Consider the following 25,208-nt stretch of genomic DNA (forward strand, 5'->3'; position numbering starts at 1 on the left):
ATGAAAAAACTAATTTTAGGATTGTGTACCGGCTTGATGCTTACAACAGCAAACGCACAAGATGATCTTATCACAGCTATACAAAATCCTGTTGATTATGTAAATCCATTAATGGGAACAGACTCCAGCCCGGCATTATCTAACGGGAACACTTACCCTGCGGTTGCTGTACCCTGGGGGATGAATTTATGGACTCCCCAAACCGGTACTATGGGACATGGCTGGGCGTACACTTATAATGCAGATAAAATACGCGGCTTTAAACAAACCCACCAACCTTCACCTTGGATGAATGACTATGGTCAGTTTGCATTAATGCCTGTAACCGGAGGAATGAAATTTAATCAAGATGATCGTGCAAGTTGGTTTTCTCATAAAGCGGAAGAATCTACTCCATACTATTACAAAGTTTATTTAGCAGATCACGATGTGACGGTAGAACTTACACCTACTGAACGCGCTGCTCAATTTAAAATGACCTTTCCTAAGGCAGACAGCTCGTATGTAGTTATAGACCCTTTTGATAAAGGATCTTACGTAAAAGTAATTCCTGAAGAGAATAAAATCATTGGCTATACTACTAAGTACGCCCGTGGTAAACTCACAAATTTCAAGAATTATTTTGTAATTAAATTTGATAAACCTTTTAAAGATGTAAATACCTGGGAAGGTGACTCCCTTATCGTAGGACAAGCTGAAATGGAAGGCAATCATGCGGGAGCTTTAGTAGGTTTTGATACCAAAGACGGTGCAGTAGTAACCGCAAAAGTAGCTTCTTCTTTTATAAGCTTTGATCAGGCAGAATTGAATTTAGACCGAGAGATCGGTGATGCAGACTTTGAGACAACTAAGCAAAATGCCCGTGACCTTTGGAATGAAAAATTAGGCCGAATTGACGTAGGTGGGGGTACTATAGATCAGGTTAGAACATTCTACTCATGCTTGTACAGAACTTTGTTCTTTCCAAATAAATTATACGAGATTAATGAGAAAGATGAGATCGTACACTGGAGCCCGTATAACGGAGAAATTCTACCTGGATATATGTTTGCCGGCACCGGATTTTGGGATACATTCCGAGCTTTATATCCGTTCTTAAATCTCGCATATCCTTCGATAAATAAGGAAATGCAGGCAGGTCTTGCTAATGACTTTAAAGAAGGTGGCTGGCTACCAGAATGGTCTAGCCCCGGTTATGCTAATATTATGGTGGGTAACAACTCTGCATCAGTCGTTGCAGATGCTTATATTAAAGGTTTAAGAGGTTATGATACCGAAACATTATGGGAGGCTCTTGTAAACGGTGCTAACAATGAAGGACCTATGAGTGCTGTTGGTCGTGCTGGAGCTCCATATTACAATGAGTTGGGTTATGTGCCTTACGATGTGGACATCAATGAAAGTGCTGCCAGAACGCTTGAATATGCTTATGATGACTTTGCTATTTACCAATTTGGTAAAGCAATTGGTAAGCCTAAAAAAGAAATCAAAAAGTACAAAGAGCGTAGTATGAACTATAAGAATCTTTTTGATCCAAGCTACGGACTGATGCGCGGTAAAAATCAAGACGGTAGCTGGCAAGAAGATTTCAACCCGTTTAGATGGGGTAATCCCTTTACAGAAGGAAACAGCTGGCATTATAGCTGGTCTGTTTTTCATGATGTTCAGGGATTAGTTGATTTAATGGGTGGAGAGAAAGATTTTGTTAAGAAATTAGATTCTGTTTTTTCTATGCCTCCAATTTTTGATGAAAGCGTTTATGGTGGTGTGATTCACGAAATACGTGAAATGCAAATTGCAGATATGGGACAGTATGCACACGGTAACCAGCCTATACAACATATGATCTATCTTTATAACTATGCTGGTGCTCCTTGGAAAACGCAGTATTGGGCTCGTGAAACTATGGACCGTATGTATATGGCAACACCAGATGGGTATTGCGGTGATGAAGATAACGGACAAACTTCTGCCTGGTATGTATTCTCTGCAATGGGCTTTTATCCGGTTGCTCCTGCAACAGACCAGTATGTTCTGGGCGCTCCACTCTTCAAAAAAATGACGTTAAAGCTTGAGAACGGTAAAGAAGTTGTTATCAACGCACCAGATAACAGCGATAAAAACCGCTATATTCAATCTATGAAAGTAGATGGCAAAACCTATGATAAAAACTGGCTGAGCCATAAAGAGTTGCTTAAGGGGGCTACAATAGATTTTGAGATGAGTGATGAACCTAATAAATCGCGTGGAACAGAAAAATCTGCATACCCATATTCTCTTTCAAACGAATAATAAAAGAACCAGAGACATTTAATACATGATACGAATTACATTAAAGAGTTTATGCACCGCCGCAAGTTTACTTGCGGCTGGTGTTTTTAACACCCAGGCACAAGAAGACCTTGCAAAATATGTAGACCCGATGATAGGTACTGCAAAAATGGGACACACGTATCCCGGTGCTACCGTTCCCTTCGGCAGTGTTCAACTAAGCCCTGACACAGATACGATTCCGTATGGCGTTAACGGCAGATATAATCCTGATGTTTATAAATATTGTGCGGGATACCAATATGAAGATTCTACAATAGTAGGTTTTAGTCATACGCATTTTAGTGGTACAGGACATTCAGATCTTGGTGATTTCTTAGTCATGCCAACTGTTGGTAAATTACAGCTTAATCCGGGCACCGAAGCGAATCCGGATAGCGGTTACCGCTCACGTTTTTCTCACGATGAAGAAAATGCTGAAGCCGGTTACTATAGCGTAAACTTAAAAGATTATGGCGTTAAAGCAGAGTTGACCGCTACTACCCGAGTGGGTGTACACCAATATACGTTTCCTAAAAGTGAGGAGTCACACATCATTCTCGATCTCAAAGCCGGGATTTATAATTATGATGAAAAGAATGTCTGGACGATTGTTCGTGTTGAAAATGACTCAACCATAACCGGTTACCGTCAAACCAGTGGTTGGGCGCGTACACGTAAGGTCTATTTTGCAATGACTTTCAGTAAAGCTTTTAAAAGCTACGGTCAGGAAAAACAAAAAGGCCAAGTCTATCGCGGATTCTGGGGACGCTTTGATCAGGAGCATAATTTTCCTCAAATGGCCGGTAATGATTTACGCTTGTTTTTCGATTTTGATACCGAAGAAAATGAAGCAATTCAGGTGAAGATGGCTTTATCCCCCGTAAGTACTCAAGGTGCTCTAAAAAATATGGAAGCAGAAGTTCCCGGTTGGGATTTTGATACAGTAAAGCAACAAGCCCGCAACAGTTGGAATAAAGAATTACAAAAAGTTACTGTTGAAACTTTAGAAGAATCTGACAAAGTAAACCTGTATACAGCAATGTATCATGCTTTTTTAGGACCTACCGTTTATATGGATGTTGATGGCAAATATATGGGGCTTGACCGAAATGTTCACGAAGCAGACGGCTTTACCAATTACACCAGTTTCTCGCTTTGGGACACTTACCGAGCACTACACCCTTTATTTAATATTTTGCAACCACAACGCAATCAGGATATGGTGCAGTCTATGATGGTGCATCAGGAACAAAGTGTACATCACATGCTTCCTATCTGGTCACATTATGCCAATGAAAACTGGTGTATGATTGGTTACCACAGTGCTTCAGTAATTGCTGATGCGATTGTAAAAGGAAATGCTGATTTTGATCAGAATGCGGCTTTAGATGCTTGTGTACAAACTGCGAGAACACGTTATTTTGACGGAATTGGTGAGTATATAGATCGCGGTTATGTTCCTGAAGATAAAAATGGTGCTTCGGTATCTAAAACTTTAGAATACGCGTATGATGACTGGGCAATTGCTCAGGCTGCTAAAAAACTAGGCAGGGAAGAAATCTATACGGAATTTATTAAGCGTTCTTCGTATTGGAAAAATGTTTACGATAAATCAATTGGTTTTATGCGTCCTAAATTAAGTGATGGTACGTTTAAAAAAGATTTTGATGCGTTAAATACCCACGGACAAGGCTTTATTGAAGGCAATAGCTGGAATTACAGTTTATATGTACCTCACGATCCTGCCGGAATGATCGAATTAATGGGCGGAAAAGAAAAATTCAGCACGCATTTAGATTCATTATTTACAATGGAACTACCTGATAAATACTTTGAAAATACTGAAGATATTTCTCGGGAAGGTATCATAGGGAACTATGTACACGGTAACGAGCCGTCTCACCACGTTGCTTACCTTTATAACTGGACAAACGATGCATATAAAGCTCAGGATAAAATCAGAATGATTTTAGATCAAAAATATATGACCGGTTCAGACGGCTTAAGTGGTAATGATGATTTTGGTCAGATGAGCGCCTGGTACTTATTCAGCAGTTTAGGTTTTTATCCTGTTGCTCCGGGTTCTGTAGATTATGCATTGGGTAGCCCTGCAGTAAAAGAAGCAACCCTGAATCTGGATAACGGAAACACTTTTGAGATCGAAGCAAAAAATCAATCTGCTAAGAATGTTTATGTGAGTAAGGTAGACCTTAACGGAAAAGCTCTTAACAAGCCATTTATTACGCACGATCAGGTTATGAACGGAGGAAAGCTTACCTTTTACATGAGCAAAAAACCAAACAAAAAACTTTATAACTAATTTTATGAAAAAAATTGTCCAACTTTCGACATGTGTCTTTTTTATGGTATGGGGTTCTGTTTTTAATTTAAAGGCTCAAGACTGGCCTAATTTAAAGCGATATGCAGAAGCTAATGCACAGATAGATACTACTAATGCCAAAGAAGACCGCGTGGTCTTCATGGGCAATTCTATCACCGAAGGTTGGGTCAATAGCAACCCAGATTTTTTTACGAAGAATAATTTTATTGGTCGCGGGATTAGTGGGCAAACTACTCCACAAATGCTGTTGCGCTTCAGACAAGACGTGATTGACTTAGATCCAGTAGCTGTGGTAATCTTGGCCGGCACTAATGATATTGCAGGAAACACCGGCCCAATGACTAATGAGCAAATTGTAGATAACATTATTTCGATGGCAGAACTCGCTGAGGCAAATGGGATAAAAGTGATTGTCTCTTCTATTCTTCCTGCCGCAAAATATCCGTGGAAGCCAAAAGTAGAATCTGTTGCTCCTATTCTTAAAATCAACACAATGCTTAAGTATTATTGTGAAGGAAAAGGACTTGTCTATCTCGATTATTTTTCAAAAATGGCTAATGAAGAAAACGGTTTACCTAAAAACCTTTCTGAAGACGGAGTGCATCCTACTGAAGCGGGTTACAAAGTTATGGAGCCGTTAGCTTTAGAAGCTCTTAAAAAATCGCTTGGAAATTAATTCTCAACAAGTATAAAATAAAAAAGCCTGCTCAATTGAGCAGGCTTTTTTTATTTAGTTTGATCCGATTTGTTCAACCGCTTCATATAAATTGGTCTTGTCTAGAAAATCAAGAGCCAGTGCATAAGCCCCAAAGCAAACCGCTGTACTTGTACCTAATTTACTAATGCCAATTGCTACACGCTTTTCTTTATTATACGACGCTTTTTTAGAGCTGAATGGTATATTAACTTCAGTTTCTGAATCTGATAAAAAGTCTGCTAAATCTTTAGGATCGTCAATGTTATAAACACCTGAAATTACTCGTGGCATAGCATTACCTTCAAGATCATAAATAGACCCTGATAAATGCTCAATAATTTTAGAAATAATAAAACGGGAAGCACCTGCAATCCCACCACCAATAACAACGGGAGCATCTATTAATGCAATCACATTAGCCAAGGATTCTGCAACAGCAACAGCCATTTCTTCAAAAGCCGCGATTGCAGCTTTTTTGTTTCCTTCAGCATCTCCACAAGCTATTTTAAATATATCTTTTGGAGAAAGAACTGTGCTATCTCCTGACTGTTCTGTATAAACACGCTGAATCGCTCTGATACTTACACTTTCTTCGACCACAGTTTTAGGTTTAATAAAGTTTCGTGTAAGCCAGATTTCGCCAGCAGCGGAATTATCACCCAAACAAACCTGATTATTAACCACAATACCACCGCCATAACCGGTACCTAACGTAATCCCGATAAGACTTTTATATCTGCGTGATAAACCAGATTCTGCCAGTGACTTGTTTATAGTAGGTAACAACCCACCAACGGCCTCGCCATAAGCAAAAAGATCTCCATCATTATTTATAAGCGTAGGAATACCAAAAATTTCTTCGAGCATAGGTCCCAAAGCCACACCTCCTCTAAAAGCAGGTAGATTTACTAAGTCTCCTATAATTCCATTTTTGTAATCTGCAGGCCCGGGAAATGCAAAACTTATCGCTTCGGGCTCCATTGTATTAAGCGATTTTTTTACCTCCTGAAAACCTTCAATTATAGTATGTAAACAAACTTCTAAATTATCAGAATTAGATGCCAAGGTAATTGGCGTTATAATTTCTTCTCCAGATTGCAAAGCTGAGAAAACAAAGTTTGTTCCTCCCGCATCAAGCGTCATTACAATCCGTTTATCTTCGTAAATGTTTTTCATGTCTCGTATGGTACTCTAAAAACCTTTAATAATACCCTTCCGTTAACGTGCAAAAATAAAGCAACTAAAAGGTTTTACTAAATTTAATCCTATAATATTTAATAATAATTTGACCTTCTTTATTCCTTACAAATTCGATATTTAAGAAATTAATTATGTTCCTGTACAAAATTGATTAACAGCGGAAAAGCGGGATGTGTCATATTATGACCATAGCCTTGCATCTCGTATTGAGTAATATTTTCTTGACCAGCTACCTTCATCATTCTATAGAAATAAGCATTTTCTTCATATCTGCCCAGCATTTCCAGTTCACGATCTCCTGTAATTAATAGTGTAGGTGGTACATCATTACGTACAAAATATAGGGGTGCAAATTCATCTATAATAGGCTGCTCTCCGGGAATACCTCGTTCTGATCTAATGGTAAAATGGGTTATAGTATGCCCACTAAACGGAACCAAACCCGCAACATCGTTTGCATCGATATCATATTTATCAAGTCGGCTTTTATCCATAACCGTCATCAACGCAAGATATCCACCAGCTGAATGACCACTCACAAAAATAGAATCTGGATCACCGTTAAAGTCTGCTATATTTTTAAAAGTCCAAGCAACTGCAGCAGTAGCATCTTCTATGCAGGTAGCAGCTTTGACTTTAGGAGAAAGTCTGTACCCTACTCCTACTATGCAATATCCCTTTTCTTTTAAAGCTTGCGGAATTTCCTTACCGCCACCGGTTAAACCACCTCCGTGAAACCATACAATTACCGGTACGTCCTTTTTGCCTTCCGGATAATAGATATCTAAGCGACACTGAGCTTTTTGATAATCGCTTAAGCCTGAAGTATCCGGGTAATAACTGATGTTTTCAACAGTTTTATAAGTTAGTTCCTGACTTAAACCAATGGAAGTAATAAGCAAAAAGAATAGGCCTACCAGTCTTACTTTTATCATTTTTTTGTGTTTATCAAATTTTGACTGATCAAAACTTTACTGAATACTAAACTTTAAAATCTCGATTATTTTTTAAAGGATGCTGCCCATCCTCCATTTCTCACTAATTTAATGGTAATTGTATCAGTCACATCAACATCAGCTTTGTTCAATTTATAATCCATTGCTTGTCTTCCGGCATTTATACCGTCTTCAAAAGAATTCATCATGTAAGTTTCTCCCTTAGTCAAAAAATCAAGTGATAATGTAAACGCTCTTTCACTTTCGTTTCCATTGGTAATTCCACCAGCATACCAGGTATCTCCCTTTCGCTTTGCAACTAAAACATACTCCCCAATTTTTGCGTCTAGAATAACAGTCTCATCCCAAGTCGTAGGCACATCCGTTATGAAGTTAGTACACTCCTTTCCTCGGTAATAATTGGTAGGGTTATCTGCAAGCATTTGTAGTCCGCTTTCAAAAACTACAAACAATGCCATTTGATAGGCTCTGGTTCCCATTCCTGCAGAGTTGGGTCTTCTGCTGTAATATGCTTCTGGTTGCATATTAATCATCGCACCCGGTGTAAAATCCATAGGTCCTACTGCGTTGCGTATAAAAGGAAGGTAAAGACTGTTGTCTGTTGTTGCGCGTTCCATCTGCTCAAGTCCTAAAACCCCTTCATACGAAAGAATATTAGGATATTTGATCTCTAAGCCAGCCGGTTTAAATGAGCCGTGAAAGTCTACAAAGAGTTGATGTTTTGCCGCTTCTTTAGCAACACGCTCGTAATAATTAACCATCCATTGATCGCTTCGATCCATAAAATCAATTTTAACACCAGCGATTCCCCATTCTTGGAATTTTTCAAAAAGCTCAAAATTATTCTCTACTGTTAACCAGGTAAGCCATAAAACAATCTTTACATCGCGCTCTTTTGCATAATCTATCAATGCAAAAAGATCAATAGTTGGATTAGGTGTATACGGGTCTGTAGTAGACTTTGCCCAGCCTTCATCCATAATGATATAGGGAATCTCAAATTTTGAAGCAAAATCAATAAAGTATTTGTAGGTCTCTTCATTAAAACCGGCTTTAAAATCTACGTGATAAGGAGAAGCTCCGTTCCACCACTCCCAACTTACTTGTCCCGGTTTTAACCAATCTAAATCTCCTAACGCATTAGGCTGCGCTAATTTAGTTGTGAGGGTATTTGTCAATATGTCGCCGTCAGTTGAGGTGATTAAAAAGTAGCGCCACGGAAACGAGCGTTTTCCCGAGGTTTTTGCAATATAATCAGCTCTCTTTAAAATCTTTACACTCCGGTCACCGTCATCACCAAACTCTAGCGGATATAAAGGAAATTCTCCTGAAAGTGTATTGGGCTTTTCGGTATTTAAAAACATTGCAGGATAATCTGTCAAATCAGATTCCGAAATCAAGACTTTAATGGCATTGCTTTCAAGCAACACCGGAAGTGTAGATTTATTAGAACCTGCTTTAAACTCTGATGTTTTAATATGTGAATACGGGTACTCATAAGAGGTTTTGAACGAAGGGGTCTGCTGTAAATGTGCTGTAAATTCTTCGGCTAGATTTACCGTAAAATCTTCAGATTTCACCTCAATAGCTCCTTTAAAATCTGTTATAAATCGATAAGCAACTCCTTCATCAAAAACTCTGAATTCTACCGAATAATCTCCTTTAAAATTGATGCGTATCCCTTTATATTGATAGTTAAGAACACTAAATTTTAAAGGAACTGCAGGTTGTGATTCTTCACGAGCACTTGTTTTTTTACTGCTTTTCACTTTAGGCATTTCCCCAAGTTTGCGGCCAGAAATAGTTAATGCTAACGTGTTATTCTCTAAAACAGTAGTACCTCTTTTTTTAACGGAATATGAAATCGCATCTCCAATCGAAATGGATAGTTCTAAATCACCTTTAGGAGAAACTACTTTATAGCTTTGCGCAGTAATTGTATTAATAAAAAATAAACTGACTAATAATACTAATGTATGCTTCATAGTTCTTGATATATTTAATTTACTGCGTTTTTAAAATTAGTTTACCACCTTGTATAAGTTGTTCCTGACTTAAGAAATATCCATCAACAGGCAATCCATTATATTCTATTTCCTTTAGTTTTCTTGATGTTCCTTCTTTTGATACTTCTAAAGAATTTCTTCCCAAATTCCACTTTACATGATCAAAGATAGGAAGGCTCACAAGATATTCATTATCTGCAGGTGATAGCGGGTACAATCCCGAAGCTGCAAAAACATACCACGCACTCATTTCACCGGCATCGTCCATTCCGCTAAAGGCTAAACCGGTCGTTCCAACGCCATAATAATCTTTAAGAAGGGTATCTATAATGTTTTGTGATTTTTCAGGTTTATCGATAAAATAATAAGCAAAAGGTGCCTCGTGATCGGGCTGATTTCCGTGGCAATATTGCCCTAGAAATCCACTAACATTCCTAGCTATATGGTTGGGATTCCATGGCAGTGAAAACAAAGAATCAAGCTTTGCTTCAAAAGCAGCGTTGTTTTCATATAAATCTACAAGACCCGGCATATCGTGTGGTACATAGAATGAAAGCTGCCACGCGTTTGCCTCCCGATACATATACTCGTAATAAGGATATTCTGAATCAAAAGGATTTATGAACGATCCATCTTGCAGCTTACCCCGCATAAAATGCGTCTTAGGGTCAAATACATTCTTATAATTTTTAGAGCGCTTGGCTAATTCTGCTGCGTGTTGCTGATCCCCTAAAGCTTCAGCTAAAAGCGATAAACTGTAATCATCAAGTGCATATTCTAAGGTTTTTGAAACTCCCGCATTAGCTTTGGTTTCGGTGTTAGGACTTTTAACGTCTGGATCTGATATAAAACCCTTCTCAATATATTCTTTAATGTGGGGCCGCGTTCCTCCCTCTTTGTATGCATTATTCAGCAGTAGCTCATAGGCCTTTTTTTCGTCAAAGTTTTTGATTCCTTTTCCGTAAGCCTGAGTAATAAAAGGAGCCGCATGATCCCCATGAAAGAATGTAGGCATAAAACCGTTATGCTCGCCTTTATCAATCAACGATTGAATGATATCTCCGGTAACTTGGGGTGCAAGCAAACTGAGTAAAACCAACTTGTTGCGGTAAGTATCCCAAAGTGACGGATTTGTATAATACCTGAATCCTTTATTCTGAACTTTTCCTTCAGCATCTGTAAAATCTCCGTTTATATCACTTCGCAAAGCCGGCCATTGCATACTGCGATATAAGGAAGAGTAAAAAAGTTCTTTCTCTTTTTGGCTTCCGCCGGAAATCTGAATTCTTGATAAAACCTCATCCCAGATGTTCTCACCCAAACTCTTGACCTCTTCAAAATTCTTTTCTCCTATTTCCTGCTGAAGATTTTCTTTAGCATTTGCTGTGCTCACAAAAGACAATCCGATTTTTAAAGTTACCGGCTTGTTTTTAGCGTGCAATTTTAGCATTGCATAACCATTAGACTCACCGGGATTAACCGTTAACAGCTCACCGACATCTTCATTTAACACTGCCGAAAAATAAATTTTATCGCCTCCCGTTCTCTGAAACCCTTCTAAGGTATTTTGGCTTGTTTGTCTAATCTGCCACTCGTCAACCCGGTGATTGGTATGGCCTAAATCAAAAAGGATGGTATGAGCTTCATTATCATCAAAGGTATATCTATGAAACCCTGCCCGCAGTGTAGAAGTGATTTCAACCTCTACACCATAATCTTTTAAAAAAACTTTATAATAAGCAGGAGAAGCTTTTTCTGTCTCCTTATTAAAGGAAGATCTAAAAGGTGCCGAAGCATTTTCAGCAATGGGTAAAATAGGAATGTGGCATAAATTCCAGTGCCCCTTATTGGTATGTGTAAACCCTAAAATTTCGGTATCCTCATACTCGTATCCTGCGCCACTTCCATACTGAGTGATGGGACTCAGCTGCACCATCGCATTGGGAAGCGTTGAACCGGGATAGGTTAATCCTGCCCATACCCGCCAGCCGTCTGGTGGAGTATAACCTATAAAATCAGGATCTGTAAGTGGTGCGGTACCGTGAAAAGGATTTACGTAGGTAACAGGGTTCTCTACATATGCTTTTTGTTGTTGAGCAATTAAAAGCTGTTTTGCACTTGATAAAGTAAGTACAAAACAACATAATAATTTTAAATGGAAGGCGCTGGCGTTTTGTTTCATCTACCTTTTAAGCTTTAAATAGTATTGAGTAGTTTTGGTTTTTCCTGATAGGTTTTCCATAAAAGCTCGCCAAACAAGGTGTTAGCCCATGCAAACCAGCTTCTGGAGAAATCCTCTGGATTATCTTTATTAAAAGACTCGTGCATAAAACCGGTTCCTCCGTGTGTATTCTTAAGCATCGTGATGCATTCTTTAATTTCGGCATCAGAAGTACTTGTGAGTCCGCGCATGGTGATTGCCATAGGCCAAATCATATCCATACCTACATGGGGTCCGCCTATACCTTCAGCCGCTGTTCCTTTAAAGAAAAATGGATTATCTAATGACCAAACAAAACCACGCGTGTTCTGATAAATAGGATCATTGACGTCGATGGCGTCCAGATAAGGTAACGAGAGTAAGCTAGGCACATTGGCATCATCCATCATCAGGTGATTCCCAAAACCATCGGTCTCAAAAGCATAGATTTTTCCATATTTTTCGTGCTCTGTAACTCCGTATTTGCCGATTGCTTCTTTAACTTCTACAGCCAAAGCTTTCAGTTCACTTGCAAGTTGATCTTCATCCTGAAGCGTTTCAACCATCTCTGCAGCCTGATTCAAACTTACTACAGCAAAAAAGTTAGACGGAATTAAAAAAGAATAAACTGTAGAATCATCACTTGGCCTAAAAGCGCTGCAAATAAGACCTACTGGTTTCACAGGGTATCCTTGTCCTTTTAAAAAGCGTGTATCTGTGCCGTTTGTAGTATTACGAGTAAAACTATAGGGGTTAGTACCGTCTTTTTCTTGCTGCTCTTTAAAAGTTTTTAAAATATTCTTGATAGCTGCAAGCCATTGTGTGTCAAAAGGAGCGGTATCTCCCGTAGTTTTCCAGTAATTGTAGGCCAGTCGTATAGGATAACATAAAGAATCTATCTCATATTTACGTTCGTGAACTCCTGGGAGCATTTTAGTATTATCAGACGTCCACTCTCCTTTTTTATTAGGATCGTTATAAAAAGCATTGGCATACGGGTCTTTTAATATTTGACGTGTCTGGCGATTAATCACACCTGCAATGAGGTGTTTTAGGTCTTTATCTTCATCTGCGAATTGCATATAAGGCCAAACCTGCGCCGAGCTGTCGCGCAGCCACATGGCATCAATATCACCGGTAATCACATAGGTGTCTGGTGCTCCGTTATGTTTTGAATAAGTCACTGTAGTGTCTAGCGTGTTAGGAAAACAGTTGTTAAACAACCAGGTCAGCTCATCATTATCAACATTCTTTGAAAATTCTTTAATTGCTTTTTCAATGGCTTTACTTTCAAAATTGCGTTGCCCTTGAGGCACACGTACTGTTGGGAATTTTTTAAAAGCTGTATTGGCAAAAATACCTGTAGGATTAACCATGGTTAATCCTCCTGCCATCGCTGTATTCTGAATAAACTTTCTTCTTTGCATAGTTGTAAATTTAGCTGCGATAAATTTTAATTGTTCTTATTCTGGTGCAGCGAAAATGATATATAATCGTACTGGTGAAAATAAGTAAAACGTTTTAGTTAGGCAAGTTTTATGAATTCTATTTTACTTAAACACATTTTTAAAACGATTATATAATTGATTTTTTGAGGTCATACTTTTTAAATATGACCTCAAAATTTTATTACCAAATATTTTCTATTCTGTGAGTAGTCCCTCAGCCTCTAGCTTTGCCATGGCTTCTACCAGCATAATCCCACTCAGTTGTGTTTTAAGATCAACACGGTCTGGTGGAGCATTTCTCCAATCTGGACTTGATAACATTCCGGGACGACTCAATCCATTATTGTAAAAAGTTTCACCATTAAAAATCAAGAAATCTAAGAAGTCATTGTAGTCATCTTCACTAATGTCATCTTCCAGAATCATTTCTGTAAAATAGCGAACCAGTATTCCTTTAAAAAGACCTCCATCTCCCTGGCCTTCATCCCTTAAAACTCCTTGGGTAGTAAGTTTTGGACTCGTTAATGTAGTTCTTGCGGATTGTAAAGCATCATTAAGGTAACCTTGCTCTCCGGTTTCATTATACAATCTGAGTCCGGCTCCAATCCATGTTCCCATATTGTAAGTAAAAACCCAGTCTTTTTGTATTACCGGATTACCATCTATAAGCTGTATGTTATCCCAAACTTCCCCATTTGTTGGATCTACGAGATTAGCCTTTTCCCACTCATAAAGATCTTTTGCCCAATTGAGATACGTCTCATCTCCTGTGGCATCGTATAAACGCATTCCAAGAATGATTGTTGGTCCGTTTGAAACTGCATTTTTAGAAAATGGCGTATCCTTTTTCCATGCTATTCCTCCCCCAAGAACTTCGCTATAACTTAACAGAACATCATCCCATAGAAATTTTGCAACCTCTAAATATTCTTCATCACCAGTAGCGTTGTATGCACGCATCGTACTGTTACCCAACCACAGCATATCGTCATTAAATACATTACTGTATGTGTCTCCATTTTTGGACTTAATGCCTAGTAATAAAGACTTCATTTTTGGCAAGTATGATCCATCTTGTGTCCTTACATAAGCATCTACTAACACATGCAGTACGTGAGCATTAGGCCAATATTGAAAGGTAGTATTACCCTGATTATCGGTAACGTAAGTCCCTTCACTTCCTAAGTAAATATTATAAGAAGCATCCTGAATAGAATCTGCCGTTGCAGCCCAGTCTATCGGCACCTCCTCACCCGCAGTTAGTGAGGGGTCCCTCAAAGGTATGGGATCGTTATCACTACAGGATATGAGTGCCCCTCCTAACAATGTAAGAAGAAGCACAAAAGTTATATTAAATTGAAATCTCATAATTATTTTTTTAAAGCACAGTAATTTCGTGTGTGTATTCAGGCACATCTGCATTGAAATAGATTTTTAAGTCTGAATTAGCCTCATCTATCTCTGTTCTAAACTTAAAAGTGTTTGCCCAGTAGTCATCAGAGACCGGTACCATATAGTAAAAAGAGTCTGAAGTATCTGTACTTGGTCTATTATTGTCTGCATTAACGCTACCAAACCATTCTTCCTGAGTATCACCTCCTGTTGTTACAGTAAACTTAAATTTATAGCGCTCATCTCTACCCCAACTTTCCTGCTTAAATTCAATATATTTATCTAAAGCCTCCCAAGTTCCATTACCCGCATAATCAAATGAAAACAAGTAGTCTCCGTTTGGAGGAAACCAAAGTTCTACTTTATCAATAGTTGCCATGCTAGTTGTACCGTCACTAAAATCAAGACGAATTCTGTATACTGCTTCAGTGCCACTAAAAGTAGTTTCACCATCCTTTTTTAATTTACTTTCACTATCTATATAAAATGATTCAGGTTCACCAGAATTACGGGTAACCATTTTATAAGTTCCGGGTTTTAGCTTTGTATAGACCTCATAAGTAGTAGCCCCAGTTTTCACAAAAGGTATTGCTGCAGCAAGGTCATCTCCTCCTTCTGAAGCAGCTCCTGTTAAGAATAATTCATCTGGAGTAGGAAAACCGGCAGGTCTTTCTACTTCTATGGTACGTATTTCAGAAGATTGTTTCACATTTAATCCTTTTGAGCTCCATACCGTCCATTGTAATTTACCAGTACTTTCAGAAGCAATACCTGCCATAGTAGCAATTTCATTTAAGCGGGTAAATGAAAGGTTTAATTTATTTGAAAACCCTTGTCCGTCTGAAGGAGTAACATATAAAGGTTCTGAAAAATCCCCTCCCTCTTCATCAAATACTACATCATACAGCACCACACCATTATCTGCTGATTTTGATGCCTGCCATTCAAAAATTGCAGAGCTTTGCGCGCCCAGGTTATAAAAAACATTATTTTCTGGACTATATAACGCCTCTACCTCTGATACTTCTGCTATGTTTAAAGAATCATCATCTTCACAGCTCACAAGCCCCAAAAACAGGGCAAATACTACTAAAATTTTACCGATTGCACTTTTCATATGTATATTATTTTATTTTTCTGTATTTCCTTTTTAATTACCAACCCGGGTTCTGTGTTAGATTAGGATTGATAAGGCGCTCATCTCTTGGAATTGGCCACAAATAATGTCTTGAGGGATCAAAAGTTCTTAAATTAACCCGAAGATATCCATCATCTATATCATCTGGTCCAAACTGCGCACCATGAGCATAACCGTTTAAAACATCTTCTGCTGTTTTCCATCTGCGGATATCAAAAATGCGTAAACCTTCCATTGCCAATTCTACGCGTCTTTCATTTCTGATCTCTGTACGCATCTGTTGCTCACTTAACTCTGATGGATAGGTTAATGCCGCTGGATCTGTAAAGCCTGCACGCGACCTTAATAAACCTATCGTATCATCCCAAATCGTTTCAGAAAATTCTCCCATTTCAAGTTTTGCTTCAGCATACATAAGCAACACATCTGCATAACGTATGAGCATTAAATTTGTGCTGATAGCGATACCCGCCTCGTGGTTTGGATCAAAATATTTACGCACATAATATCCAGTAGAAGTCGTTGATCCTCCTGGAGCGTACTCATCTGTATTATCATCACTGGGGTCTGAACCTGGTTCTATATAAATTGTAGAGGTACCATCAAGATCCTGCCATTCATAATTGTTATAGACTACTGTTGCTGTTAATCGCGGATCGCGATTTTCATAAGGATTATCTTCATCAAAATCAGAACCGGTTTCTTGAATATCCTGACCGTTGATCATTTTATAACTATCTACCAGCTCCTGAGTTGGAGCAAGAGCATTTACCCGACCCCCGACTGAAATAGGTATCATATCAAAAAGTTCACCCCAGGTTCTATTTATTGGTGCGTATTGTAGACTTAAAATATCTTCTGAACTGAATTGATTTTGAGCTGAAAATAATTCCGAATACGAATTGAATAATCCATAATCACCAACACTTCCATTCATAATCATTTCACAATACGATGCAGCCTGAGACCAGTTACCTTCGTACAAATGAATTCTTGCTAAAAAGCCAGCCACAGCCCCGCGACTAATTTTACCCCTCTCTCCTTCGGTATAATCAGATTTTACCGGAAGGTCATCTAAAATATCTGTAAGCTCTGCAATAACAAATTGAAGAACTTCAGCTCTAGGTGTTCTGGTTATAGTTTGCGCCTCTTCAATAGAGGGATCACTTTCCAATAAAGGAATATCGCCAAACCAAGTCATCAAGTAAAAATGCTGCCAGGCTCTTAAAAATCGAGCTTCAGCAATCATTCTGGCTTTAATATCTTCGTCCATATCAGATATCCGATCAATATTTGCCAAAATAAGATTGGTGGTCTTTATTCCTCCGTAGCGCTGGTCCCATTCAGACTGCATTCTTCCTAAAGAAGAATCATAGGTACCCGAAGCTATTGACGCAGCTCCTGCGTTATCACCTCTTCCGTTATAGGCATTATCAGATAAGCCTTCATTATAAATAAAGTGACTGCTACTCATCATCTGAGAATACGCTGTATTCAGAAATGTCTGTGCCTTCTGGGTTGATGTCCAGTAGGTCTCATCTGTAAATGTATTTTCTGGTACAAGGTCTAGCTTTTCACAATTTGTAAAAACTAAAGCCAAGCAAAGACCAAAAATTATTCTGTAGTTATTTGTCTTCATTTTCATTGCTTTTTTAAAAAGTAATATCCAGTCCTAATCCATAGTAAATCAACGTTGGGTATGCTCTTGCGCTATTAGCCCCTCCGTTATTCAAGTTCGAATCAAACTCAGAAAGCTCAGGATCTAACCAGTCTGTTTTTGCCAGAGTAAGCAAATTGCTACCTGACACGTAAAACCGCACTTTATTTAAACCCATTGCCTCTGTACTTGTTTTTGGGATAGTGTATCCCAACTGTAAGTTCTTTAAACGTGCATAAGCTCCGTCATAGAGGTACATATCTGATCCTCTTCTAAAATTGTTGGTATTAGACTGTGTACCATTATTAGCTAACCTAGGATAATAAGCGTCTGTGTTTTGAGGCGTCCAATAATCAAGTTGGTGTGTGTACATAGTCGCTCCATAATTAAAATGAAAAGGTTCTACCTGTTCTCCACGAACCATCATTGTACGCTTACCTACTCCCTGAACAAAGACGCTCAGATCGAATCCTTTAACCTCAACATTATAAGTTAATCCAAAAGTGTATCGTGGAAATGGATTACCAAAAATGAACTTATCATCATCATCAATAACACCATCTTCATTAAGGTCAACATATTTATTATCTCCCGGAACCGGAGATAAGCCTACCGGTACAGCACTGTTCTCAATCTCATTAAAACTTTGAAAAATACCTTCACGCTTGAGCCCTACATAAGATCTAAAAGGGACACCTTCTCTCAGTATAACTTGTAACTCCTCTACTCCGGTAAGAATTTCATTTCCTTGAAACTCGAGCACTTCATTTTGAGTATCTCCAATATTTGCTGTAAGGGTATGACTAAACAGCTTTCCGGTATGGCGATAGGTAGCAGATAATTCCCACCCATAACTTTTAACTTTACCGGCATTAAAATCTGGAAGACCTGTACCATAAACCCCGGGAACCGCTGGAGCTACCAGAATATCTGATGTGATTTTATTAAACCAATCAAAAGTGACAAACAAGGATTTATTAAAGAAGTCAAGATCTACAGCCAGGTTTAATGTTGCTGCGCGTTCCCATTGTAAATCAGGATTGGCAAAATTAAAACCAGTACCGCTTACTGCAGCGTTATTATATGCGTAAGCATTCTGGAAGGTGAAATAAGTCGTCTGATATTGAAAATTTCCTACATTCTGATTTCCTAAAACTCCGTAAGAACCTCTGAATCTAACCCCTCCCCATTTATCTTTATAATCTTGCAGGAAATCTTCATTAGTCACATTATAAATAAGTGATGCAGAAGGAAAGAAACCCCATCTTAGGTCTTTTCTGAATTTTGAAGACCCATCATATCTAAAACTAAACTCTGCTGTATACCGGTTATCAAATGTGTAAGAAGCTCGACCAAAAGCTGAATTTAAACTGTTCTTTGAAGAACTCTGGTTAGAATTATATGAACCTTCTTCTATAGTTGTTTCGCTAGTAGGAGTTCCTAAATCAGGGTCTGTATTAATTCTAAAAATACCTATCCCGCGATCGCTGTGATTTTCATTAGACACACCTAATAAAACATTTATATCATGTTTGTCTGCAAACGTATTATTGTATTCTGCTAAAAACTGTGTGTTTAAATCTAAACTCTTACGCATTTCATCACGCGTATTTCTGTTTTCACCATATACTCCTCCAGGAACAAAATCTACACGGGTAGTTCTCGCGTATAGAGAATTGTTGTAAAGTCTTCCTCCAAAAACCCCTCGTATTTTAAATTTATCTGTGATTGCATATTGCAATGACAGTGATCCAAACAAATCATCGTTATCATAATGTCTAAATCCACCTTGCTCTAAAACCCCTAAAGGATTGAATTGTCCCAAAACATCATTGGTTAAATAATTGCCCTCTTCATCTTTTTGTGTGTAATATAAAGGCGTTCTAAATGCATCCACCATTAACGTACTGGTATTAAAAGAATGATCTTTGATTTTCTGTTTAGCATAAGATAATGTGGTTTCTATTCTAAACTTCTCAAACTCGCTGGTCAGATTTACTCTGTAATTGTAACGTTGCAACCCTTTTGAAGGACCAACAAAAATGTTTTTTTCATCAGTATAGCCCAGAGAAACTCTATAGGTTGTATTCTCGTTTCCACCAGAGATTGCTAAACTGTGATTCTGTTGTAAAGCTTCCTGCACGATTTCTTCTGCAAACCATTCTTCAGAACCATCTTCCTGAAGCTGTCTGATACGTTCCGGAGAAAAAACAGCGCTGCTTACGCCATCAGAATTAAAAGCAGCTTCATTTCTTAAGATTGCATTTTCAAAACCTTCTACCGGTTTTGTAAAGAATTGTGGATTGTTAATTCCGCTAAGACCATTATACTGTATAGTCATAGCACGCCCTTTTTTACCTTTTTTAGTTGTAATTAAAACCACCCCATTATTTGCACGCGAACCATATATTGCTGCACTACCCGCATCTTTTAAAACTGATACACTTTCAATATCAGATGGGTTGAGTGAATTAAGATCTCCACCTACTATACCATCAATTACGATAAGCGGACTATTATTTCCTAGTGTACTAATACCCCTAATGTTAATATTGAGTCCTGCTCCTGGTTCAGAATTACGTTGCTGTATAACAAGCCCCGGAGATTTACCCTGTAAAGATTGTGTAACATTAGCTGAAGAACGCCCTTCAAAATCCTGAGCACTAACCTGATCTACAGCTCCTGCAACTTTTGAACGCACTTGAGTACCATAACCCACTACCACCACTTCATCTAAAGCAGCTACATCATCTTTTAGAGATACATCGATTGAGTTTCTAGCCCCCACTACTTCCTCAATCGTTTTCATTCCTACATATGAAAAGACGAGCACACTCTCTGCACTTGCTAAGGTAAGCGAGTAATTTCCGTCAAAATCTGTCTGAACTCCGTTGTTGACCCCTTTTTCAATTACAGTTACACCCGGTAAAGGCAAACCGTTTGAATCACTCACCACCCCTGAAACCGTTATTTCTTGAGCTTGAGCAGCAGCATTCAGAAATAGAAATACAAGAAAAATCCAGTTAAAGCTCTTGGTCAAAAGCTGTCGAGCAACTCTCTTTTGCCAAAAGATCTGGTAGAATAGTTGTTTTTTCATGAATTGTTATTTGTTAATTAAATCTTATTACATCGTTGTAGCAAATATGACAAAACGATATATCTTTTGTTTCTATAAAATACTACTAGTAAAGCAGTTTGATCTATAATGTTATAATGTTCTAACATTATAACAAATATAATAAAACGTTTTACTTATGCAATAATCTTGTTATGTTTTTGATTACTTAGACTATTGTTAAAAATTATTTTCTCTTTTAGATCGAGGTTATTACCCATAATCAATTCTAGAACTCATATCATGAATTTTAAGAATTAATCTTTTGTAAAGCTGGATAATGCTGGACATAACTATTGAATTTTAATAGTTTTACTTAAACCATTCTTCATTAGGTTCAGAACCCAAGCTATACTCAATATCAGTTCCTCCTTTAAGCTTTTCTAGACTTATACTATTTGTATGATAGGCTTCCTCATCAACCATAACCGATTGTATATAATAATTATCTTCTAGATTATTTTTAGCTTCAATACTAACCGTGCTTCCCCATCCTGTAGTAATTTCAACTTTATCAAATATCGGACTGGTTAGCTGAAATGAAGGATTGATCTCAACGAGCCCCTTAACATCAAACAGCCCTATTGCTGCCATATTATACCAAGCGCCTAATTGCCCCTGGTCTTCATCTTGCCCATAACCATAACCGTGTATAGGTTCAACACCATAAAATCCATCACATATTTTTCGAATCCATTTTTGGGTTAGCCAAGGTGAGTCTGTATAATTAAACAGGTATGCGATATGCAAATTGGGCTGATTACCCTGATTGTATAAATAATTCAGTCCGGCAAATGCATCTATATTCTCTCCTCCAAATTTTGTTTTTTCTGAAACCGTAAATATGGAATCAAGTCTTTTAACAAATTTCTCTTCTCCCATTATCTCTACGAGCTCTTCAGGCTGATGGGGTACGTAAAAAGTATATTGCCAGGCATTCCCTTCCTGATAACCTATCCACGGAGCGAAAGGATCAAAATTTGATAAAAAGTCTCCATTAGCATCTTTAGGTCTTATAAAATCACTCTCTTCATCATATAAATTTTTCCAGTTTTCAGAAAGCTTCATCAATTCTTCATACTCCTTTTCTTTACCTAATGCCTTCGCAAATTGGGCTACTGCATAAGAGCTATAGCAGTATTCTAGCGTATGGGAAACAGAAAAAGCTGAACCCTCAGGAGAAGTACCTCTCCCCTCAACATACGTTATGTAACCATCCTCAACAAAACCCTTTAAATCGGTTTTACCAGCACCTTCAATACGATCTTTATAACGTACCTCATTCTCATAAGCAGCTTTAAAAGCAAGCTCTACATCATAATCTCTAATTCCTGCCTGATATGCTGAAGCGATGATTAGACTAACAAAGTTTGTTCCTACTCCAGAAACAAAACGGGAGTTTGCCAAACCGTCTCCTAACCAGCCTGAGTTTTTATACACTGCCAAATGGGTTTGGACCAGATCATTGTAATATTCAGGCCAGACCAACGTCCACAATTGTGTTAGATTCCAGAAAGCTCCCCAAATTGCATCAGTATTGTAAAAGTTGAATTCTGGATCTCCATCCTCATCAAGAGGAATCTGACCAATGCTTCCGTCATTTTCAGGAAACTGCCCGTTTACATCACCTGCAAGTCCTCTTCCTAATAATGCATGAAAAAGACCAGTATAAAACTTGGTTTTATTAGTTGAAGAAGAATCAGTAATCTTAATTTTCGATAGTTCATTCTCCCAAGTTGATGTAGCCTGTGATAATGCATCATCAAATGTCATATCCTTTGCTTCAGCATTCAGGTTTTCTTGTGCATTTTCTATTGAAGTAAAAGAGAATCCTGCTTTAATTTCAATCTCTTCATTTTCTTTGGTTTCAAAGCGCAGATAAAGCCCTACACCTTCTCCCTTATTCTTAAGCTCATTTTTAAATTGCTTCTCGTGTAAAAAAGTACCGGCTTCAACAGGTTTTTTATTCACCTCTCCAGATACAAACATTTTTACCTCAGCACCTTCCTGATACTTCTGTACATATTTAGGGTAAGTTGTAACCCAGCCATTAAATGTCTGGTTTTCTGCATCATATTCAACAGCAGCATCCTTAACATCCCCACTCTCCCCCAATTCATTACCTATATCAAGTATTACATATGAACTATCGCTTTTTGGATAGGTATATTTATGAAAGCCTACACGTTTAGTTGCCGTTAATTCTGCAGTAACCTCATAATCTTTAAGGTTAACCTTATAATATCCGGGACGAGCAACTTCTTCTTCTCTGTCAAATCGCGAGCGATATCCTGTTTCTGGTTTATCTATTTCGCCGGGAACAGTTTGTAAATTTCCTGTTGTACCGGTGAACATAAAAGCACCTATCTGAAATTCGTGAAGATTAGCAAACCCCTCAATAGTATTATCTCTGGAGTCATAGCCTGTAGCTTCCCAGCCTTGTTCATTACCCAGACTTCCGTTTGTAGAAGGTCCTAATTTTGCCATACCAAATGGCATGGAAGCTGGAGTATAAAAAAACCAGCGACTATGAGCTGTTCCTATATTAGGATCTACCCAGTTTAAAGGAGAATCCTTATCAATAAATCCTTGTTTTTCCTTTTTTGAAGTTTCACAAGAAACCAATAAAATGGCAACAGCAACTATGACTAACTTATACATTATTAATATTTTTTTTTATTATGAAGTAAGTAGCAAACACATAACCAGCGGCTATAACAAGCACTACAAAACTAAATTGAACACTAAAGAATTTATTTACTAAGCCCATAAGAGGTGGTATTACTGCTCCTCCCACTACTGCCATAATCATTAAACCTGATATCTCATTAGCCCGTTGCGGTATTCTATTTACCGTAAGCGAAAAAATTAATGGAAATAGATTACCTGAACTGATACCTAACAAGAAGAGAAGTATATATGCTGTTGTACTGGAGGGTGCCAAAATTAGTCCTATGAGCAATACTGCGGTTAAAGAAGAGGACCAGTATAAAAATTTAAGGTTATCGATTTTAGAAAAAAGTATTGCTCCTAGAAATCGAGTGACCATCAATGCTGTAAAATACAAACTGATACCAAGTGATGCTTGCTCCAGACCAATACCAAATCTCTGTGTTAGTAAATTCTGAATATTTGTATTTATCCCTACATCAAGTCCTACAATTAGAAAAATAGCTAAAACCATTGATGCTATAAAAGGTTCTTTTAAAAGGCTTAACGTAGATCTAAAAGTTGCTTTAAATGTTGATGATGATTCTTTAACAGGTGTAATAACAAGCCATAAGCCCACAAACACTGAGGTAAAGCCATATACTAAAAAAACAAGTTTCCAATCATCATATTGAGCCACAAAAAAGGTGACAATTACTGGCCCTAAAAGTGAACTTATAGCTTTTATAAATTGAGATAAACTCATGTAGCTCGAAAACTTTTCCTTGAGCACCACATCTTGTAACAGTGGATTTGAAGAAACCTGTATTATGGTATTCCCTATACCTAAGAACACAAAACAAACTAACAATACAGGGTAAGAATATTGTAGAAAAGGTAAAAACATTCCGAGCGATGTAAATAGTATTCCAAACAGTAAGACCTTTCTTTTACCAATATTGTGCTGCACCACACCAATAGGAATAGAAAGAATAAAAAACCATATAAAAACCATTGAAGGTAATAATTGTGCCATCTCCGGTGAAAGGTCAAAATCTCGCTTTGCAAATCCTGTAGAAACCCCTACAATGTCAACAAACCCCATTACTATATAGCACAACAGAACAGGAAGCATAACTCTAAAATTTACTTTTTTGTCATTCATCACATCAACTTTAAAGTATCTTCAATTTTTTTATAGAACATCTCGTCTAGTAAAAGTGCGCTTCCTATTATGGCTGCTTCTTCTCCAAATTCTGAAACATATATTTCTTCAAGAAAGCCGAGTTCTTTTTTTAATGAATTACCAAAAACATCAAAAGCTCTAGAGATTTTGCCTCCCAAAACAAGGGTTTCTGCTTCAAACTCCTCCAAGTAAGGTTTTATAAAATCTCCTAATTGGCTACCAAAATTTTCAAAAACAAGTTTAGCTTGATTATCTAGACCTACCTTATCATACAGCTCTTTAACATTTTTAATTTGTTCTCCTGTCATTTCCCTGTAAGCTTCAATTATACCACGTGTTGAAAACAACTCATCTGCAAGAACATTATTATAATATTGATTATAGAGATAACCACTATCTGGAACGTTTTCACCTTTTAAAATTGGCATTCCATTAATTGCAAAGCTTGCTCCCAGTCCTGTACCCAGTGTAATAGCAACAATTCTTTTATATGCTGAAGCTTTCCCTAAAGCAGCTTCAGCAATTGAAAATGCTGAAGCATCATTTATAAAACGTACCTGAGAAGGTTTCAGGTTGAGACTTTGAGCTATTTCTAATCGTAAGCTCACGTTATATAATGCTTGTAATTTATCTACTTCCTTTATTTTACTAATGCCCTTGTAATAATCAAAAGGTCCGGGTATCGCTAAACCAACACCAGCTATATTTCTATCTAAATGCGCTATCGATTCTTTTAGTGCGAGTAACCACGTTTTTAAAATCTCATCTTTTGTACCATGAGGATTTACTTTTTTATATGAAAAAGTCTCTTTCAGTAATTTTTTACTGGTGTGATCTAAAACACAGCAAGCAATATGACTCCCCCCTATATCTACCCCTAAACTTAACATGTGCTTTATACTTTGATTAT

The 25,208-nt window shown here is 37.8% G+C and carries 15 protein-coding genes; 3 read left to right on the forward strand and 12 right to left on the reverse strand.

The window, feature by feature from the left end; translation table 11 throughout:
• The 3 genes from DSM03_RS12730 to DSM03_RS12740 are packed head-to-tail and all read left to right on the forward strand — an operon-like array spanning position 1 to position 5,330.
• The gene (locus DSM03_RS12730; RefSeq protein WP_128761983.1) at positions 1 to 2,292 is read left to right on the forward strand and encodes a GH92 family glycosyl hydrolase; all 2,292 of its coding nucleotides are present in this window, start codon (positions 1 to 3) and stop codon (positions 2,290 to 2,292) included.
• 25 nt (positions 2,293 to 2,317) lie between these two features.
• Positions 2,318 to 4,633 carry a GH92 family glycosyl hydrolase gene (locus DSM03_RS12735; protein ID WP_128761982.1) on the forward strand — a complete coding sequence of 772 codons (2,316 nt, stop codon included), beginning with the start codon at positions 2,318 to 2,320 and terminating at the stop codon, positions 4,631 to 4,633.
• A gap of 4 nt (positions 4,634 to 4,637) precedes the next feature.
• Positions 4,638 to 5,330, forward strand: a complete 693-nt coding sequence (locus DSM03_RS12740) for an SGNH/GDSL hydrolase family protein (protein ID WP_128761981.1) — start codon at positions 4,638 to 4,640, stop codon at positions 5,328 to 5,330.
• Between the two features lie 54 nt (positions 5,331 to 5,384).
• Here the strand turns inward: DSM03_RS12740 and DSM03_RS12745 are convergent, their stop codons facing one another.
• The 12 genes from DSM03_RS12745 to DSM03_RS12800 form a co-directional block, all read right to left on the reverse strand.
• A complete protein-coding gene (locus tag DSM03_RS12745; RefSeq protein WP_236638885.1) occupies positions 5,385 to 6,527 on the reverse strand; it encodes an ROK family protein in 1,143 nt (380 codons plus the stop codon).
• Between the two features lie 149 nt (positions 6,528 to 6,676).
• Positions 6,677 to 7,486: an alpha/beta hydrolase gene (locus tag DSM03_RS12750; protein ID WP_128761980.1), complete on the reverse strand. Its 810-nt coding sequence runs from the start codon at positions 7,484 to 7,486 to the stop codon at positions 6,677 to 6,679.
• Positions 7,487 to 7,551: 65 nt separating this feature from the next.
• Complete coding sequence (locus DSM03_RS12755; RefSeq protein ID WP_128761979.1) at positions 7,552 to 9,492, reverse strand: glycoside hydrolase family 97 protein; 1,941 nt, start codon at positions 9,490 to 9,492, stop codon at positions 7,552 to 7,554.
• 19 nt (positions 9,493 to 9,511) lie between these two features.
• Positions 9,512 to 11,695, reverse strand: coding sequence for a GH92 family glycosyl hydrolase (locus DSM03_RS12760; RefSeq protein WP_128761978.1), 2,184 nt, complete (start codon positions 11,693 to 11,695; stop codon positions 9,512 to 9,514).
• A gap of 14 nt (positions 11,696 to 11,709) precedes the next feature.
• The gene (locus DSM03_RS12765; protein ID WP_128761977.1) at positions 11,710 to 13,140 is read right to left on the reverse strand and encodes a glycoside hydrolase family 125 protein; all 1,431 of its coding nucleotides are present in this window, start codon (positions 13,138 to 13,140) and stop codon (positions 11,710 to 11,712) included.
• Positions 13,141 to 13,356: 216 nt separating this feature from the next.
• Complete coding sequence (locus DSM03_RS12770) at positions 13,357 to 14,529, reverse strand: glycoside hydrolase family 76 protein (protein ID WP_161567095.1); 1,173 nt, start codon at positions 14,527 to 14,529, stop codon at positions 13,357 to 13,359.
• A gap of 10 nt (positions 14,530 to 14,539) precedes the next feature.
• On the reverse strand, positions 14,540 to 15,670 hold the full coding sequence (locus DSM03_RS12775) for a SusE domain-containing protein (protein ID WP_128763222.1): 1,131 nt from the start codon (positions 15,668 to 15,670) through the stop codon (positions 14,540 to 14,542).
• 37 nt (positions 15,671 to 15,707) lie between these two features.
• Positions 15,708 to 17,330 (reverse strand): RagB/SusD family nutrient uptake outer membrane protein, encoded by a 1,623-nt coding sequence (locus tag DSM03_RS12780; protein WP_201740438.1) that lies wholly within the window; start codon positions 17,328 to 17,330, stop codon positions 15,708 to 15,710.
• A gap of 13 nt (positions 17,331 to 17,343) precedes the next feature.
• On the reverse strand, positions 17,344 to 20,445 hold the full coding sequence (locus DSM03_RS12785; protein ID WP_128761973.1) for a SusC/RagA family TonB-linked outer membrane protein: 3,102 nt from the start codon (positions 20,443 to 20,445) through the stop codon (positions 17,344 to 17,346).
• Between the two features lie 330 nt (positions 20,446 to 20,775).
• Positions 20,776 to 23,124 carry a GH92 family glycosyl hydrolase gene (locus tag DSM03_RS12790; protein WP_128761972.1) on the reverse strand — a complete coding sequence of 783 codons (2,349 nt, stop codon included), beginning with the start codon at positions 23,122 to 23,124 and terminating at the stop codon, positions 20,776 to 20,778.
• A complete protein-coding gene (locus DSM03_RS12795; RefSeq protein WP_128761971.1) occupies positions 23,117 to 24,277 on the reverse strand; it encodes an MFS transporter in 1,161 nt (386 codons plus the stop codon). Before DSM03_RS12795 ends, DSM03_RS12790 begins: the two co-directional genes overlap by 8 nt.
• Positions 24,277 to 25,188 carry an ROK family protein gene (locus DSM03_RS12800; protein WP_128761970.1) on the reverse strand — a complete coding sequence of 304 codons (912 nt, stop codon included), beginning with the start codon at positions 25,186 to 25,188 and terminating at the stop codon, positions 24,277 to 24,279. The genes DSM03_RS12795 and DSM03_RS12800 overlap by 1 nt, the downstream gene beginning before the upstream one ends.
• Positions 25,189 to 25,208: the final 20 nt, after the last annotated feature.

Source organism: Leeuwenhoekiella aestuarii, from assembly GCF_004104055.1.
Classification (GTDB): domain Bacteria; phylum Bacteroidota; class Bacteroidia; order Flavobacteriales; family Flavobacteriaceae; genus Leeuwenhoekiella; species Leeuwenhoekiella aestuarii.

What these genes read in the sequence shown, in the direction of transcription:
- DSM03_RS12730 (WP_128761983.1), top strand. Translation starts at nt 1, where the DNA reads ATGAAAAAACTAATTTTAGGATTGTGTACCGGCTTGATGCTTACAACA.
- DSM03_RS12765 (WP_128761977.1), bottom strand. Translation starts at nt 13,140, where the DNA reads ATGCAAAGAAGAAAGTTTATTCAGAATACAGCGATGGCAGGAGGATTA.
- DSM03_RS12770 (WP_161567095.1), bottom strand. Translation starts at nt 14,529, where the DNA reads ATGAGATTTCAATTTAATATAACTTTTGTGCTTCTTCTTACATTGTTA.
- DSM03_RS12745 (WP_236638885.1), bottom strand. Translation starts at nt 6,527, where the DNA reads ATGAAAAACATTTACGAAGATAAACGGATTGTAATGACGCTTGATGCG.
- DSM03_RS12740 (WP_128761981.1), top strand. Translation starts at nt 4,638, where the DNA reads ATGAAAAAAATTGTCCAACTTTCGACATGTGTCTTTTTTATGGTATGG.
- DSM03_RS12795 (WP_128761971.1), bottom strand. Translation starts at nt 24,277, where the DNA reads ATGAATGACAAAAAAGTAAATTTTAGAGTTATGCTTCCTGTTCTGTTG.
- DSM03_RS12785 (WP_128761973.1), bottom strand. Translation starts at nt 20,445, where the DNA reads ATGAAAAAACAACTATTCTACCAGATCTTTTGGCAAAAGAGAGTTGCT.
- DSM03_RS12775 (WP_128763222.1), bottom strand. Translation starts at nt 15,670, where the DNA reads ATGAAAAGTGCAATCGGTAAAATTTTAGTAGTATTTGCCCTGTTTTTG.
- DSM03_RS12755 (WP_128761979.1), bottom strand. Translation starts at nt 9,492, where the DNA reads ATGAAGCATACATTAGTATTATTAGTCAGTTTATTTTTTATTAATACA.
- DSM03_RS12735 (WP_128761982.1), top strand. Translation starts at nt 2,318, where the DNA reads ATGATACGAATTACATTAAAGAGTTTATGCACCGCCGCAAGTTTACTT.
- DSM03_RS12780 (WP_201740438.1), bottom strand. Translation starts at nt 17,330, where the DNA reads ATGAAGACAAATAACTACAGAATAATTTTTGGTCTTTGCTTGGCTTTA.
- DSM03_RS12790 (WP_128761972.1), bottom strand. Translation starts at nt 23,124, where the DNA reads ATGTATAAGTTAGTCATAGTTGCTGTTGCCATTTTATTGGTTTCTTGT.
- DSM03_RS12760 (WP_128761978.1), bottom strand. Translation starts at nt 11,695, where the DNA reads ATGAAACAAAACGCCAGCGCCTTCCATTTAAAATTATTATGTTGTTTT.
- DSM03_RS12800 (WP_128761970.1), bottom strand. Translation starts at nt 25,188, where the DNA reads ATGTTAAGTTTAGGGGTAGATATAGGGGGGAGTCATATTGCTTGCTGT.
- DSM03_RS12750 (WP_128761980.1), bottom strand. Translation starts at nt 7,486, where the DNA reads ATGATAAAAGTAAGACTGGTAGGCCTATTCTTTTTGCTTATTACTTCC.